We start from the raw sequence: 14,583 nt of genomic DNA, 5'->3' as shown, positions 1-14,583 counted from the left end.
TTTTTTAAGATTTAAAGTTTACAATCTGACTATGGTCAGATAAAGTGAGTGTGATAGATCAAAAGAAAAGGAGAAGAACTGATGGAGTTACAGGCGAAAAAAATACACACTGCAAAAATGTGGTCGTTATCATTTATTTTTGTCACGCTTTCAAATGCATTTTTATTTATGGTGTTTGAAATGTTACTGCCGACATTGCCTTTGTTTGTTACTGCTTTAGGGGGTGGGGCAAAGCAAGTTGGATTGGTTACAGGTATTTTTATGATATCTGCCATTGCCATACGTCCTTTTGCAGGGGTTTTGGCTAAACGATTTAACAAAAAATATTTACTTATATGTGGGATTGTGATCAGTGCCTGCTCAACCGGTGCCTATTATCTTGCGTCAGACGTAGGCGTCCTATTGCTCATTCGTTTCATACATGGAGCCGGTTTTGGGTTAGCAACTACTTATTTTGCGACGATTGCCGCAGAAATTATTCCGAAGGAGCGCCGAGGTGAGGGGATTGGATATTTTGGGATAGGCGAAACAATTGCGGTTTCGATTGGACCGATGATTGGTATCGTGGCACTGGAGCTTTATGATTTTCAGAGACTTTTTCTAGGCGGGATGTCTTTTCTATTACTGGCTGTGCTAATGGCTGTATTTGTCCGGAGGCGGTCTGAAGGAAAAGACACGGCTGAAAAGGGAATGGTAAAGGTCAAGGTGTTAGAAAAACGTGTGCTGTTTCCTTCGTTTCTCATATTACTAGTCGGAATTGCTGCATCTGCGATCATGTCCTTCTTTTCACTCTATGCGCTGGAAAAGGGTTTCCGAAGTGTCGGAATGTTTTTCTTTCTGATTGCGGCAGCCAGTTTTTTTATACGTTTGATCTCTGGGAAAATGTTTGACCGGTTTGGGGCGGCTGCTGTCCTTATCCCCGCCTCAATATTCTCTTTAGCAGGGCTATCCATACTGTATCTTGCCCAAACCGATGCTATGTTTTTTGCTGCGGCGATATGTTACGGGTTTGGATTTGGTTCTATATTTCCGGCTATCCAGACATGGTGTATTAATCTAGTTGAAGAGCATGAACATGAGGATGCTATGGGGAAATTCTTTAATTTTTTTGATATGGGAATTGGCGGAGGCTCGTTGTTATTAGGTGTAGTGGCAACGATCTATTCTTATCGGGAGATTTATATCGTTTCCATTTTGGTGTACCTGCTGTTTCTTTTATTATATATTTTATTTATCTATTCCAAGAGAAAAGAGAAAACGGATTTAAATAATTAGGGGAGGGCAGAATAGTGACCCGTGAGAATATAAAACGCACAGCCGTTCGCCAATTTAATGAGCTTGGCTACGAGGGAGTCAAAATGGCGCATATTGCAAAAGAACTGGGGATTCGGAAACAATCTCTGTCCTACCATTTCTCGTCAAAAAAGGATCTGTTGATGGAAGTATACCCCGAGATTGTTGAAGAAGAAGTAGCGTTTATCAATGATTTTTTTGAATCCCGAATGCATATGCCAGCCAAAAATCTTATATATGCTTTTTTAAAAGAAACACAGGCGCGCTTTCATGCCATGCCCAATGTAGCCTTTTTGCAGGCGATGTCGTTTAAGGCTCCTGTTGAAGTAAGTGATTTTATTTCAGCCCAGTATCTGCTGTTTCTGCATGCTTTGAAAAGCCGAGTTGCACTTGTTTTTAAAGAAGCGGGCATCACCTGTCCGCCCGAAAAGTGTGCGATAGCCTTTATCACTCTTTTCGATGGGCTGAACATTCAGCTGGTTTACGAGAATAAACAATCATTTGAGCGATCTTTAGAGATTTCCTTCGATATTTTTTGGCAAGGGCTGAAGGCGAAAACTTGAAAAATACCAAGAGCGAACAGCCCTTGGTATCCCTTAACGTTATTGATCCAGCTCTTTCATTCGTTTCGTAAGTTCATTGAAAGCCTGATCAAGCTCTTTGTATCCTTTATCATTTGGCGCCATAAAACTGATCTTTCCCAGCACTTCTTGTCTTTCTGTCTCAAGCTTTAAACGAAGTTCTTCTCGGTCATTTCTTTCTGATGGAGCGTCATTCAATTGCTTTTCGATGCCACTGTCCGAGATGACGAGTTTACTGTTGGTTGTTTTTTCGAGAAAGTATCGGTCATGTGACACTGCCAGCAATGTGCCGCTGTAGTGTGACAATGTTTCTTCCAGCTGTTCGCGTGACGGCAGGTCGAGATGGTTTGTCGGCTCATCTAAAATCAGCACGTCTTTTTCCTCCAGGATATAAGCCATCAGTTTAATCTTTACACGCTCGCCCATACTCATATGCTTGATTGGCTCAGTCCATTGGGAAGCTGTAAAACCTAAGTGCTTCATCAGATTTTGAACGTGTCCCCTTGCTTCGTATGTTTCATTTTCAAATAACTCTTCCGGTGTTTGTTCTAAAGGCAAATCAAACACCTCCTGCGTTAAATAGCCGATGTTTGCAGACGGCGATACCCATACACTTCCCTCAGCTGTTTCCTTTCCCAGAATGATTTTCAGTAATGTCGTTTTTCCGCTGCCATTAGGACCTATGATCGCAACCTTTTCACCGTGTTGAATCGTAAAATGTGCGTTTTTAAAGAGTAGCCTTTCGCCAAAAGCCTTCGTTACATGCCGAACTTCTAAAAAATGTTTTCCCGTTTTATGGGTTGTATCAATTGAAAAGTGTACATGATATTCTGGCTTAACGGATTCCGCTTTTGCTTTTTCCAGCTCTTGTTCAAGCCGCTTCCGCTTGGATTTCATTTGGGCATCCGTACGCTTCGCTTTTACACGGTGATATTCTTTAAATCCTTCCTTTTTCGTCGATTGGGCGTGCGCTTTTTCCGACCATGAAGCCAGCTCATTCATTTGTGCTTCAATTCGTTCAACCATTTTTTGCTGCTTTTCATATTCACGCTGCTGGGTGAGTCTTTTCTTTTCCCGGAACTTCATATACCCAGAGTAATTTCCTTTGAATTCAATCAGCGATTGAGCTTCGAGAGACCATATTTTTGTTGCGGATTCGTCTAAAAAATAACGATCGTGAGAAACAAGAATCACAGTGCCTCTATAGCTTTTCAGCTGTTGAATGAGAAATTGCAGGCTTTTTTCATCAAGGTGGTTTGTCGGTTCATCTAACAGTAAAAGATCTGCATCCTCTGAAAATCCTTTTGCCAGCCGTGCTTTCAGTTTTTCACCGCCGCTTAATTGATGGAAATTTCGAACGGGCACACACCATTTCTTCAGTAATTTCTTTTCGGCAGGCGTCTGATCCGCAAAGGAATACGACGCGGTTTCCTGTTCTACCAGCGTCATTTTTAAATCTTGCCGAAGTCTTCGGATTTGTCCTTGTGCAGGGGTTAAGTCATTGTGAATGAGGTGAAGCAGCGTCGATTTCCCAGCGCCATTTTTGCCGATAATCCCAATGACATCTCCTTGATGAACACTGGCATTTACGTTTTTAAAAACAGTCAGATTCATCACTTCATAGCTGACATTTGTTAATGTTACGATCTCTTTCATTCATATCCCTCGCTTTAAAGGGAGAATCAAAAAATCCTCCCAAATGTGTTGGAAGGATTAGCCGCGCCTGTGCATGATCAAATAAGCTATTGTTCATAAATAGCAGTGTCATCTATATAGAAAATGGGCAGACTAATCCTATTTTTTCTGATTTGAAATATTGATTTCAAACGGTAAAAATAAGATTAGTTAATCATTGTCCACCCATCATCCCTTCTTGTTTTGATTACACACACTATAGCATAACTTCAAATTCGAAAGCAAAGGCCATTTGGGATATTTTTCATCAAAAAACTCCTGCTCTCATTTTTGAGGCAGGAGCTGCGAGTCTTATTGATGCTTTGCTTTTCTCACTTTATAAACCACAATCAGCAAAATAAACCAAACCGGCGTGATAAATAAGGAAATTCGAGTATCCTGAGCTAATGCTAAAACAACAATGATAAACGCCAGAAACGCAAGAATCAGGTAGTTTGAAAACGGATAAAGCGGAAGCTTAAACTTATTTGTTTTCGCTAATTCAGGTCTTGTTTTCCGGTATTTCATATGGCAGATGACCGTAATACCCCAAATGTAGATAAAGCAGACGGTTGAAATGCTTGTGATCAGGGTGAATACGCCTTCTGGCATGATGTAGTTTAGCGTGACACCGATTAAAATCACGATAGCTGAAAAGAACAACGCATTTCTGGGTACTTTACGCGGAGTCAGTTTCGCCATTGATTCAGGCGCATTATTATCTTTCGCCAGGGAATAGATCATACGGCTTGTACTGAACACAGCGCTGTTGCATGCTGAAGCAGCGGATGTCAACACAACAAAGTTAATAATACTTGCTGCCGCGACGATGCCGACCGCGACAAATACTTGTACGAATGGGCTTTCGCTGGGATTGATAACATTCCAAGGATAGATGCTCATAATGACAAGAAGAGCACCAATATAGAAAAGCAGCACCCGGATAGGGATATTGTTGATCGCCTTAGGGATGACTTTTTCAGGGTTCTCTGTTTCACCGGCTGTAAGTCCGACCAGCTCAATGCCGACAAAGGCAAACACAACCATCTGGAACGAGAGGATAAACCCGTGCATTCCATTCGGGAACATACCTCCGTGGCTCCAGAGATTTGTGAAACTGGAGGCTCCTGAGCTAGTGGGAAACCCTTTGAAGATCATCACAAGACCGATGGCGATCAGCGCCAAAATGGCAATGACTTTAATTAAAGCAAACCAAAATTCTAATTCTCCAAAAAGCTTAACAGTTGCCAGGTTCATAATCATTAAAACAATCAGAGCGATTAAGCCGGGCACCCATTGCGGCACACCCGGAAGCCAATATTGAGTGTAAAGCCCGACGGCTGTCAGATCTGCCATCGCAATGGAAATCCAGCAGAACCAGTATGTCCAGCCGGTGATAAAGGCTGCCATATCGCCTAAATAGTCTTGTACAAAATCAACAAAAGAGTGATAGTTCAAATTCGATAACAGCAGTTCACCAAGAGATCTCATAATTAAAAAGCAAATGATTCCTGTGATCAAGTAGGCAAATAAAATGGACGGGCCGGCAAAATGAATTGATTTTCCTGAGCCGAGAAATAACCCCGTCCCAATAGCACCGCCGATGGCGATGAGCTGGATGTGCCTGTTTTTTAAGCCTCTCTCCAAGGTTTGCTGATTTATATTATCTTTCGTCATATCGTCTGTCACTTTGTGTGTTCCTCCATTGAAAATTGTTTTGAGTCAGCAATACGTTTTTAATGATTATTATAACACTAAAATTTCTATCTTTTTTACTATAAAGGTAAATGAAAAGAAATTTTAATGTTTTTTGAAAAAATTCATTATAAAAAGCGGCTCCATTTAGTGAGCCGCAGTCGTTTTATGCCATTTCTGTTTTTTTCAAATACAGGTAGAGCCCATAATCTGTCGGAGCGGATGCATATCCTGCCTGCCGCAGCATTGCTGTGATATTGCCGCGGTGGTATGTCCCGTGATTAACAACGTGAGGAACCAGCTCGGAAACAGTCGTTTGCATGATTCCGGCTGAGGGGTTTTGAATCTGGAGGGGTTTATCGATCTGTTCGTTTTGCTGTAAACATAATGTGTAGCGCTCGGATAACTCCAGAAACAGAGCTTCCATCTCCTCCATTTCTTTTGCCTCTGTCTGTTCTTTAAGCTGTTCAGCTAATGCCAGAGCATCGTTCATACTTTTGCCGGAAAACACTTCAATCCAGCCGAGGTCGGAGAGGTAAATATGAGACAACACATGGGCTATCGACGGAAACACACTTTGAATGTCTTGGCGATAGACCTCTTTTGGAAGCTCTTTTAACCGGTTGAATATTTGCTGATTAGCCCATACGTTATATTCATAAAAATGTAGTGGAAAATCTGGCATGTGGATTTTCTCCCTTCGTGTTTATAATTCTATTGTACACGAACAGGTGTTCTTTGTGGAGTGTTTGTGAATAAAATAGGTTGACAGACCTAGTTTAGAGGAATAAACTAATTGACATTGATCATATAGTTTAGGGGGATAAACTATAATGAGGAGGGGAAGATGTTGAATGAACAAAAGCTATGTCAGGCGATAAACCTGTTTGTGGAAGTATTACTAGAAGGGACAGAGTTTGTGCATCGTGAAATCAATCAGGATGTCTTCAAGCATATCTCCAGAGAACAGGCGGACCTGTTAAAAATTTTAAAAGTCAAAGGACCAACCTCTCCCGGCAGCCTGGCCATGTATCAAAATGTACATAAGAGCGCGATTTCGAACAGACTGAAAAAGCTGCTTGAAAAAGGATTGGTTGAATGGGATGACTGTCCGGCAAAAAGTGATAAGCGCTCTAAGCTTATTCACATCACAGCCAGCGGTGAAAACATCCTGGGAAAATTAGATTCAGCCATCTTTAACGCTCTTAAAGAGCTAATCGATGATATAGATGAGGAACACTTACACTCTATCATAGAGATATTCACCATTCTAAAAAGCAAATTTAAAGGAGGAGATCCTGCCGAATGAGAGCGATCATCAAATTCAAGTGGGCGATTGCAGCCTTTATATTAGCACTTACCGTGATACTGAGTTTGTTTTCTCCGAACGTAACGGAGCTGGCGAATCAAAAGGGGCAGGCCCAGCTTCCCGCTGATGCTGTTTCAGAAAAAGCAAATGCCATTTTAAAACAAGCGGGAGAAGACAATAATTCGATCAGTATGGTCTTTACATTAGACCACGCTTTGAAAAAAGAGACAGAAGATCAGCTCCGCACAATGATCGATAAAATCAAAAAGATCGACGGTGTAGAAGATGTAACGTCTCCTCTTACAGCGGAAAAAGAAGTCAAAGACCAATTAATCTCGAAAGACAAGAAAACCATCCTCGTTCCTGTCACGATTACAGGTTCTGATAAAAAGGCGGAAAAAATCGCGGATGACATGTATAAAATCGTTCCTGATAATTTGACGGCATATATAACGGGAGCCTCCCTCATCAATCAGGATTTCGCCCACAGTTCAGAGGAAGGGCTCAAGAAAACGGAAGTGATCACAGTCTGCTTGATCATCGGTTTACTGCTGATTGTGTTCCGCTCTGTTGTGACGCCTTTTATCCCGATTGTGGTTGTCGGGTTTTCATATCTGATCAGTCAATCCATATTGGGCATTCTCGTGTACAATGTTGATTTTCCTATCTCGACGTTTACGCAAACCTTCTTAGTCGCCATCCTGTTCGGCATCGGAACAGATTACTGCATACTGCTTCTGACCCGATTCCGTGAAGAATTGGCAAATGGACATGAAAAAAAAGAAGCGGCGTTAATCGCTTATCGTACAGGGGGAAAAACCTTATTTATCAGCGGATTTGCGGTATTGATCGGGTTTTCTGCGTTAGGCTTTGCGAAGTTTGCGATTTTCCAATCAGCAGTAGGAGTCGCAGTCGGTGTGGGAATTTTAATGATCATCCTCTATACACTGCTGCCATTATTTATGGTGACACTGGGTGAAAAGTTATTCTGGCCTTCTAAGAAAGTGCTGTCGCACAGTGATAATAAATTATGGGCGTTTCTCGGCAGACATTCGGTTGTGCGTCCGTTTCTGTTTATTGTCATTACGGTGATCATCACGCTTCCGTTCATCTTGACCTATGATGACCAGATTTCATTCGATTCGACTGCAGAGATCAGCAGCGATTATAAATCAATAAAAGCTCTTGAGGCTATCAAAGATGGATTCGGTGAAGGGAAAGCGTTCCCGATCAATGTTGTCGTGAAAGGAGACAAAGAACTCACAACAGCTGATACAATCCCTTATCTCGGAAATGTCAGCAAAGCGATTGAGAAAGTCGATCATGTGGACTCTGTCATGACCATCACGCAGCCGACTGGAGAAAAAATCAAAGATTTATATATTGATAAACAGCTAGGCTTGGTTTCAGACGGGCTGGATAAGACGGGTAAAGGAATTGCCGATGTCCAGAGCGGTTTAACGGATATAGAAAACGGAATGAATCAAATGGCGGGGCAAACGGGCTCAGCCTCAAATAGCAGCTCCGGCGGTTCACTAGGCGATGCGGCAGACGGATTGGGCAAAATCAATCAGCAGCTGCAGCTTGTGAGCAAACAGATTACCCAAACCGGCAATACCGCACAGACCGTACAGCAGCTTACGGCAATCAGCGGACAGCTTGGACAGATTCAAACCGGCCTTGAACAAGCGGACCAGCAGCTCTCAGGCCAGCAGGCACAAGCCGGGACGCTGACAGAAAGCCTAAAGAAGCTGGCCGAAGGCGTGAAGAGCGCAAATGACGGTTTGACGAAAATCTCTGACGGCATGTCAGCTTCCAGTGATATGTTAGAGAACATGAGCAAAAGCTCAAGCGTAAGAGATACAGGCATATTCATTCCTGATCAAGTCATGAAGGATAAAGGCTTTAAGAAGTCAATTGACCAATATTCCTTTGCGGATGGCAAAGGCGTGAAATTAAGCGTCGTTCTGGACTCTAATCCTTATTCAGAACAGGCCATTACAACAATCAATCAAATCAAAAAAGCCGTAGCAAACGAAGTTGACGGCACTCCACTGGAGGATGCCCAGATCGTATACGGCGGAGTCACAAGTGTGAATGCGGACTTAAAAGAACTGTCCACAACGGACTTCTCCAGAACAATGGTGATCATGATTATAGGCTTGTTTATTGTGTTAACCATTTTGTTCCGCTCGATGATCATGCCGATTTATATGATCGCGTCATTGCTGCTGACATACTATACGTCGATCTCCATAACAGAATTGATTTTTGTGAACGGCCTGGGAAATGCCGGCGTCAGCTGGGCAGTACCATTCTTCAGCTTTGTCATCTTGATCGCGTTAGGCGTAGATTATTCGATCTTCTTGCTTGACCGATTTAAGGAAGAGGTGCACCTTGGCATTGAACAAGGTGTCATCAGATCAATGAGCAAAATGGGATCAGTCATTATTACGGCGGCCATTATTTTGGCCGGCACGTTCGCGGCGATGATGCCCTCGGGCGTCAATACGCTGATGCAGGTGGCAAGTGTTATCATTATCGGACTGCTGCTTTACGGCCTCGTCATTCTTCCGCTCTTTATGCCGGCAATCATCGTGACCTTTGGAGAAGGAAACTGGTGGCCGTTTGGCAGGAAGAAAATCAAAGAATAATAGAGACAAGAGGTGGGAATTTCCATCTCTCTTGTCTGATTGTTGACAGCAACAAAATGAAAACAGAGCCCAGAACATACGTCTGGGCTCTTTGTTTTACTTCCATTCTGCAATTGTATCAATTGGCAGACGGTAGGAGGCATAGCCTTCGTCCGCTGCTTTTCCGATAGAAAGAAGCATGACAGGTACATAACGTTCTTTATCTAACCCGAACGTTTCCGCGATGTTTTCTTTATCGTATCCGCCGATCGGATTTGTATCATAGCCGTGCGCGCGTGCAGTCAGCATCAGCTGCATTGAAACGAGACCGCCGTCAATCAGGATCGTTTCGCGGTTCACCTGCGCCGGAAGCTTTTCAAAATGAGCTGTCAGCGCGGCGATTTGTCTGTCTTTTACCTCCTGCGGCATATAACCGAGTTCCACCGCTTTTGAATAGATTTCTTCTAGATAGTCAGCATTGTTCATGTCTGCAAATACAGCGATGACAGCAGATGATGTTGTGACTTGCGTTTGGTTGAAGCTTGCAAGCGGTGCGAGCTTTTCTTTTCCTTCCGGGCTGTCGATGACGAGAAAACGCCATGGCTGAGCGTTGACAGAAGATGGCGCCGTTGTTGATTCTTCTAAGATTGCTGTCATCTCTTCTTTGCTGATTTTCACCGTCGGATCATAGTTGCGAATAGAACGGCGGCCTTTCATAATCTCCATAAAATCGTTTGTTTTGATCATGTTGATACACTCCTCTTAAGCTTCGATATTGTCTATGTTGTTACGCATACGCGCCAGCACATCAATGAGCAGGCGGCGCTCGTCTGCACTTACATTTGCGAGCATTTCCTTCATGAAACGCTCCTTTTCTTGCTTAGAAGACTCGATCCGCTCTCTTCCTCGATCTGTTAACTGAACAAGGGTGATGCGGTTGTCCTCGGGTTTGCGCCGTCTTGAGACCATGCCTTTGGCTTCCAGCTGTTTTAGGTGTCTAGTGACGGCGGCGCTATCAATATTTACTTTCTTTTGAAGGTCGCTTTGACTGATCTCATCTGCATGATAAAGCAATGACAGCAATTCCAAACGAGATTGGCTGATACCCGTGCATGCCTCGAACTTCACGCCAATCACCTTGTTCACGCCTTGCAGCTGATATAAAATCTCGGCTTCCTCTGAACAAAATGACGCCAAAACCCATCCCTTCTTTCTTGTCAACATAATTAATTGATATATCAATGATTGACTCATCAATTAATATACAATGATTGATTTCAACTTGCAAGCCATTTGCATATTTGAAAAACCCCCCAGATGTGAAGGGAGGTTTTGGGTTATTCTTGCGGTTCAGGATAAAACATCAGCAGAAAAAAGCTGGCCGTGTCTTCAGAAGAATTGATGTAGCTGTGCGGGGTTGACCCTGTAAACTGCAGGGCGTCTCCTGAAGCGAGCATGTGCTCCTGGCCCTGCAGATTAACCGTTAATTCGCCTTCTTTAATGAAAAGATATTCTTCTCCTAAATGTGTTTTTGCTTCATGAATACATCCAGGTTTCAGATCAACAACGTAAATTTCAAACTTTGTTTCAGGATTGTAGGGGAAAAAAGGGTAGACGCTGTAGTTTTCTTCATTATCTGTAACAGGTTCAATATCCCTCAGATTAATTTTTCTAACTATCGGTTTGTCTTCTTTCAGAAATACAGAAAAGGAGACTTGAAGCCCGTTTGCGATCTTCCATAGTGTAGTGACAGTCGGGGTGGACTTTCCTTTTTCGATTTGTCCGAGCATCGCTTTGCTGACACCCGTTAATTCAGAAACTTGATCAAGAGTCAGGTTTCTGTTTTTTCTAAGTTTGACCAGATTCATTGCAATAATGGCTTGGATATCATCCATACATGTATCTCCTTACGTCCATATTCGCTTTTATTATAACATATGGAAGTCTGTTATCACATTCTGTTGTCAGTTATAACATACGTGTGTATAATATGTTAGACGAGGAGGAGGACAGAATGATATCTGAAAAAGAAATGACTCATACAAAAACTGACGAGCCAACATTCTTGCAAGGATTTCAAGATTGTGTTCCGACGCTGATCGGTTACATCAGTGTAGGCTTGGCTCTCGGAATCGTGGGGGTTGCGTCGCATTTAAGCGTAATGGAAATTGTGTTAATGTCAGGATTGGTTTTTGCAGGCGGCGCCCAGTTCATTATGTGTGCGTTGTTAGCGGCGAACAGCCCGATGTCCGCCATTATTCTGACTACGTTTATTGTGAATTTGCGGAATTTTCTATTAAGCGCCGCGCTTGCTCCTCATTTTTCAAAGTATTCACTGGCGAAAAATGTAGGTATCGGTATGATGGTGACAGATGAATCGTTCGGTGTTGCTTCAAATAAGATTGTCAAAAACGAGCCCATTAACGATCGCTGGATGTTCGGTTTAAATCTTACAGCATATGCGTGCTGGGTGCTGTCTTGTGTGGCGGGGGCTGTTTTTGGCAAGTGGATTACCGATCCGGAATCGTTCGGACTGGATTTTGCGGTGACGGCTATGTTTTTAGCGCTGCTGGTTCTTCAACTGGAACATGTTGTGCCGGCGAAGCTTAAACATTATGTATCACTCATGATCTATATGGTGATTGCCATGGTTGTTTTTTCTTTCTTTATGCCGTCTCATCTTGCGGTCATCATATCAACGGTTATCGTAGCCACAATCGGGGTGGTGACGGATAAATGAGTGTCAATATATACATCTTGATGGTGATTATCGGCTGTGCGCTGGTCACGATGATTCCCCGCGTCATTCCCTTTTTAGTTGTTCGAAATATCACTTTGCCGAAGCCCGTGCTCAAGTGGCTTTCCTATGTGCCGGTCTGTATATTGACAGCACTTGTCGTAAAGGATTGTATGATTCAGTCAAATGATACTCTTCAATTGAATTGGCCCGCAGCCGTTATCTTGATCCCGACTCTCTTGATTGCGATGAAAACGAAAAGTTTATCCATTACTGTGATCACCGGCGTTCTTCTTATGGCGGGTTTGCGATTATGGGCATAAAACAAGAGGATCGGCACTTACTTGATCAGGGCAGAAGACCCTGATTTTTTTGTGTCTTTCGTTCAAGCTTTAAGCGGCTTTCACAGACTGAAAGTTATGATACAATATACAAATGTTTTTATAGCTTCAATCTATCGTTGAAGTTGACATCTTACATAAGGGACTAGGTTGAAGGGAAGGTTTGATAACATGCTGCAAAACCCAACTGGAAAAGAACGCTTGGCATTGGCGTTTCTGCTCGGCATGCTTGCTATATTGGGCCCGCTTAATATCGATATGTATTTGCCAAGTTTTCCTGAAATCGCGAATGATTTATCAGCAAGCGCTTCACTTGTACAGTTAAGTTTAACAGCCTGTCTGGTCGGGCTTACCATCGGCCAGCTGATTGTCGGGCCGGTCAGTGATGCGCAGGGAAGACGGAAGCCGCTATTAATCTGTATTTTTTTATTTGCGCTATCTTCTCTGTTTTGTGCGCTGTCGCCCAATATTACAACATTAGTGGCTGCGCGTTTTTTACAGGGGTTCACAGCTTCAGCAGGGCTTGTGCTGTCTCGCGCCATCGTCCGCGATGTGTTTACCGGAAGAGAGCTTTCTAAATTTTTCTCACTGTTAATGGTCATTACAGCAGTTGCGCCAATGGTAGCACCTATGACAGGCGGCGCCATTTTGCTTTTGCCATTTGCAACGTGGCATACGATTTTTCACTTGTTAACGATCATCGGATTTTTACTTGTTCTTTTGATTGCATTTAGACTAAAAGAAACGCTGCCGCCGGAAAAAAGGATTCCAAGCTCAATCGGAACATCTGTCAAAACGATGGGCAGTCTGCTGAAGGATCGGTCCTTTATGGGGTACGCGTTAACTGTTGGGTTTATACATGGAGGAAGCTTTGCATATGTGTCCGGTACCCCATTTGTATACCAGGGTATTTACGGGGTGTCGCCGCAGGTGTTTAGTATTCTGTTTGGCATTAACGGCCTGGCGATTATATCGGGCAGCTTTATGATCGGGCGCTTTGGCGGAATCATCCATGAAAAAAAACTGCTTCGCATAGCGGTCATTACAGCTATGATTGCGACGGCTGTGCTTTTGACTATGACCATGATTCACGGCCCTCTGGCCACACTAGTCATATCCATCTTCATTTACATGATTACAATTGGCATGGTTTTGACCAGCACGTTTACGCTGGCCATGGAGAAGCAGGGGCACCGAGCCGGAAGCGCAAGCGCGCTGCTCGGCATGCTGCCGCTTCTCCTCGGATCGATCGTCTCCCCGTTTGTAGGCATTAATGAAACGACTGCCATTCCAATGGGAGCGATCATGTTTGTGACAGCGGTCATCGGCTCGCTGGCGTTTTTTGGATTAACGAAAGAACGAGCGGAGCAAAAAACCTGACATGGCGTCAGGTTTTTTGTTTTAGTTAGAATAATAACAGCAGGCCCGCAATCGCCGGAGTCAAGAAGATGGCCGATTTCAGAACCACCTTTGGCATAAGGTTGGTGAATTTCGCACCTACATAGGCACCGCACATCGTGCCGACCAAGACTTTGATCAGCAGTATATAATCGACAAAACCTTCTGTAATGTATCCGATTCCTCCACCTACAGCGAGGGGAATGATCACAAGCATCGTCGTTCCGACAGAATGGCGAATAGACAGGTTCAGCATGATCATTAAACCGATTTGAATAAAAGGCGCCGACCCTATGCCGAATGTGCCGGAAAGAACGCCGGAAACAATTCCTAAGATGACCGCTCTCGTATACGTTGAAAGATGGCTCTGATTCATTTGAGCCTTCTCTTTTAAAAGAAACAATCTGATTAAAATGAGAATCGCTGATAAAAACAACATTCCCGCCGTCAAATAATGAAGCAAATCAGCCGGAATGAACGATGTCAGTTTGGCGCCGAAAAATGAGCCGACCGCAGCAAAGCATCCGACTATTAAGCCGATTTTCATTTGAATGTTGCCTTCACGATAGTGGCTGTATGCCCCTGATAAGCTGGTGAAAGCCATCCCGGCGAGGGAAGTGCCTAAAGCCGTATGAATAGGAACATGGAAAAGAAGAGTTAAAAGTGCAATGACAAAGCCTGCACCCCCGGCACCTATAAAGCCTAAAATAATCCCGAGAAGAAACATAACAAGAATAATGAGCATATTTTTTCCTCCATTGAAAAGGTCTAAAAATGTAATAAGTGCTATTCTGGCGGAGGTATGGTGTTCTATTGACGATGAAAAAACATGCCGATTTTTCAGTTGTCAGTAGTCCGTCGACCGTCGTTCAGCAAACATATCGTACCCCGAATTCTGAGATTTGACAAGGCAGTTTATTGC

14 protein-coding genes are annotated in these 14,583 nt (G+C 43.4%); 7 read left to right on the top strand and 7 right to left on the bottom strand.

Annotated elements, in window-relative coordinates; genetic code table 11:
* The first annotated feature begins 81 nt into the window (after window positions 1-81).
* Together V6D44_RS16985 and V6D44_RS16980 are read left to right on the top strand one after the other, a co-directional pair.
* Window positions 82-1,275 (top strand): MFS transporter, encoded by a 1,194-nt coding sequence (locus tag V6D44_RS16985; RefSeq protein ID WP_333516755.1) that lies wholly within the window; start codon window positions 82-84, stop codon window positions 1,273-1,275.
* A gap of 14 nt (window positions 1,276-1,289) precedes the next feature.
* Complete coding sequence (locus tag V6D44_RS16980; protein ID WP_087993571.1) at window positions 1,290-1,856, top strand: TetR/AcrR family transcriptional regulator; 567 nt, start codon at window positions 1,290-1,292, stop codon at window positions 1,854-1,856.
* 39 nt (window positions 1,857-1,895) lie between these two features.
* Here V6D44_RS16980 and vmlR read toward each other — a convergent pair whose 3' ends face one another.
* The 3 genes from vmlR to dinB all read right to left on the bottom strand — a co-directional run bounded on the left by vmlR (window position 1,896) and on the right by dinB (window position 5,928).
* A complete protein-coding gene (vmlR, locus tag V6D44_RS16975) occupies window positions 1,896-3,530 on the bottom strand; it encodes an ABC-F type ribosomal protection protein VmlR (protein ID WP_253268855.1) in 1,635 nt (544 codons plus the stop codon).
* A gap of 330 nt (window positions 3,531-3,860) precedes the next feature.
* The gene (locus V6D44_RS16970) at window positions 3,861-5,237 is read right to left on the bottom strand and encodes an amino acid permease (RefSeq protein WP_087993573.1); all 1,377 of its coding nucleotides are present in this window, start codon (window positions 5,235-5,237) and stop codon (window positions 3,861-3,863) included.
* 172 nt (window positions 5,238-5,409) lie between these two features.
* Window positions 5,410-5,928: a damage-inducible protein DinB gene (dinB, locus tag V6D44_RS16965; protein WP_087993574.1), complete on the bottom strand. Its 519-nt coding sequence runs from the start codon at window positions 5,926-5,928 to the stop codon at window positions 5,410-5,412.
* A gap of 165 nt (window positions 5,929-6,093) precedes the next feature.
* Here dinB and V6D44_RS16960 point away from each other — a divergent pair, with 165 nt between their 5' ends.
* Window positions 6,094-6,552 (top strand): MarR family transcriptional regulator, encoded by a 459-nt coding sequence (locus tag V6D44_RS16960; protein WP_087993600.1) that lies wholly within the window; start codon window positions 6,094-6,096, stop codon window positions 6,550-6,552.
* A complete protein-coding gene (locus V6D44_RS16955; RefSeq protein WP_333516754.1) occupies window positions 6,549-9,206 on the top strand; it encodes an MMPL family transporter in 2,658 nt (885 codons plus the stop codon). The genes V6D44_RS16960 and V6D44_RS16955 overlap by 4 nt, the downstream gene beginning before the upstream one ends.
* A 96-nt stretch (window positions 9,207-9,302) precedes the next feature.
* Here V6D44_RS16955 and V6D44_RS16950 read toward each other — a convergent pair whose 3' ends face one another.
* The 3 genes from V6D44_RS16950 to V6D44_RS16940 form a co-directional block, all read right to left on the bottom strand.
* Window positions 9,303-9,932, bottom strand: coding sequence for a nitroreductase family protein (locus tag V6D44_RS16950; protein ID WP_087993576.1), 630 nt, complete (start codon window positions 9,930-9,932; stop codon window positions 9,303-9,305).
* Window positions 9,933-9,947: 15 nt separating this feature from the next.
* Complete coding sequence (locus V6D44_RS16945) at window positions 9,948-10,442, bottom strand: MarR family transcriptional regulator (RefSeq protein WP_333516753.1); 495 nt, start codon at window positions 10,440-10,442, stop codon at window positions 9,948-9,950.
* 80 nt (window positions 10,443-10,522) lie between these two features.
* Window positions 10,523-11,080: a helix-turn-helix domain-containing protein gene (locus tag V6D44_RS16940; RefSeq protein ID WP_289346560.1), complete on the bottom strand. Its 558-nt coding sequence runs from the start codon at window positions 11,078-11,080 to the stop codon at window positions 10,523-10,525.
* Between the two features lie 119 nt (window positions 11,081-11,199).
* Between V6D44_RS16940 and V6D44_RS16935 the strand changes: the two genes are divergently transcribed.
* The 3 genes from V6D44_RS16935 to V6D44_RS16925 all read left to right on the top strand — a co-directional run bounded on the left by V6D44_RS16935 (window position 11,200) and on the right by V6D44_RS16925 (window position 13,643).
* Window positions 11,200-11,925, top strand: a complete 726-nt coding sequence (locus tag V6D44_RS16935) for an AzlC family ABC transporter permease (RefSeq protein ID WP_087993579.1) — start codon at window positions 11,200-11,202, stop codon at window positions 11,923-11,925.
* Entirely contained in the window at window positions 11,922-12,245 is a 324-nt protein-coding gene (locus V6D44_RS16930; protein WP_087993580.1) for an AzlD domain-containing protein, read from the top strand. The genes V6D44_RS16935 and V6D44_RS16930 overlap by 4 nt, the downstream gene beginning before the upstream one ends.
* Window positions 12,246-12,434: 189 nt before the next feature.
* Entirely contained in the window at window positions 12,435-13,643 is a 1,209-nt protein-coding gene (locus V6D44_RS16925; protein ID WP_087993581.1) for an MFS transporter, read from the top strand.
* A gap of 25 nt (window positions 13,644-13,668) precedes the next feature.
* On the opposite strand, the gene V6D44_RS16920 is transcribed toward V6D44_RS16925, so the two are convergent.
* Complete coding sequence (locus tag V6D44_RS16920) at window positions 13,669-14,406, bottom strand: sulfite exporter TauE/SafE family protein (RefSeq protein WP_087993582.1); 738 nt, start codon at window positions 14,404-14,406, stop codon at window positions 13,669-13,671.
* Window positions 14,407-14,583 lie beyond the last annotated feature (177 nt).

Origin of the sequence: Bacillus sp. 0209A (assembly GCF_036765095.1) — a bacterium.
Lineage (GTDB): Bacteria > Bacillota > Bacilli > Bacillales > Bacillaceae > Bacillus > Bacillus subtilis_G.
The sequence above is the reverse complement of the archived record's forward strand: the minus strand, read 5'-3'. Positions and strand labels throughout refer to the sequence as shown.

Excerpts from the sequence above, each read along its gene's own strand:
- V6D44_RS16920 (WP_087993582.1), bottom strand. The coding sequence starts at position 14,406 with ATGCTCATTATTCTTGTTATGTTTCTTCTCGGGATTATTTTAGGCTTT.
- V6D44_RS16985 (WP_333516755.1), top strand. The coding sequence starts at position 82 with ATGGAGTTACAGGCGAAAAAAATACACACTGCAAAAATGTGGTCGTTA.
- V6D44_RS16950 (WP_087993576.1), bottom strand. The coding sequence starts at position 9,932 with ATGATCAAAACAAACGATTTTATGGAGATTATGAAAGGCCGCCGTTCT.
- V6D44_RS16940 (WP_289346560.1), bottom strand. The coding sequence starts at position 11,080 with ATGGATGATATCCAAGCCATTATTGCAATGAATCTGGTCAAACTTAGA.
- dinB (WP_087993574.1), bottom strand. The coding sequence starts at position 5,928 with ATGCCAGATTTTCCACTACATTTTTATGAATATAACGTATGGGCTAAT.
- V6D44_RS16925 (WP_087993581.1), top strand. The coding sequence starts at position 12,435 with ATGCTGCAAAACCCAACTGGAAAAGAACGCTTGGCATTGGCGTTTCTG.
- V6D44_RS16930 (WP_087993580.1), top strand. The coding sequence starts at position 11,922 with ATGAGTGTCAATATATACATCTTGATGGTGATTATCGGCTGTGCGCTG.
- vmlR (WP_253268855.1), bottom strand. The coding sequence starts at position 3,530 with ATGAAAGAGATCGTAACATTAACAAATGTCAGCTATGAAGTGATGAAT.
- V6D44_RS16935 (WP_087993579.1), top strand. The coding sequence starts at position 11,200 with ATGATATCTGAAAAAGAAATGACTCATACAAAAACTGACGAGCCAACA.
- V6D44_RS16955 (WP_333516754.1), top strand. The coding sequence starts at position 6,549 with ATGAGAGCGATCATCAAATTCAAGTGGGCGATTGCAGCCTTTATATTA.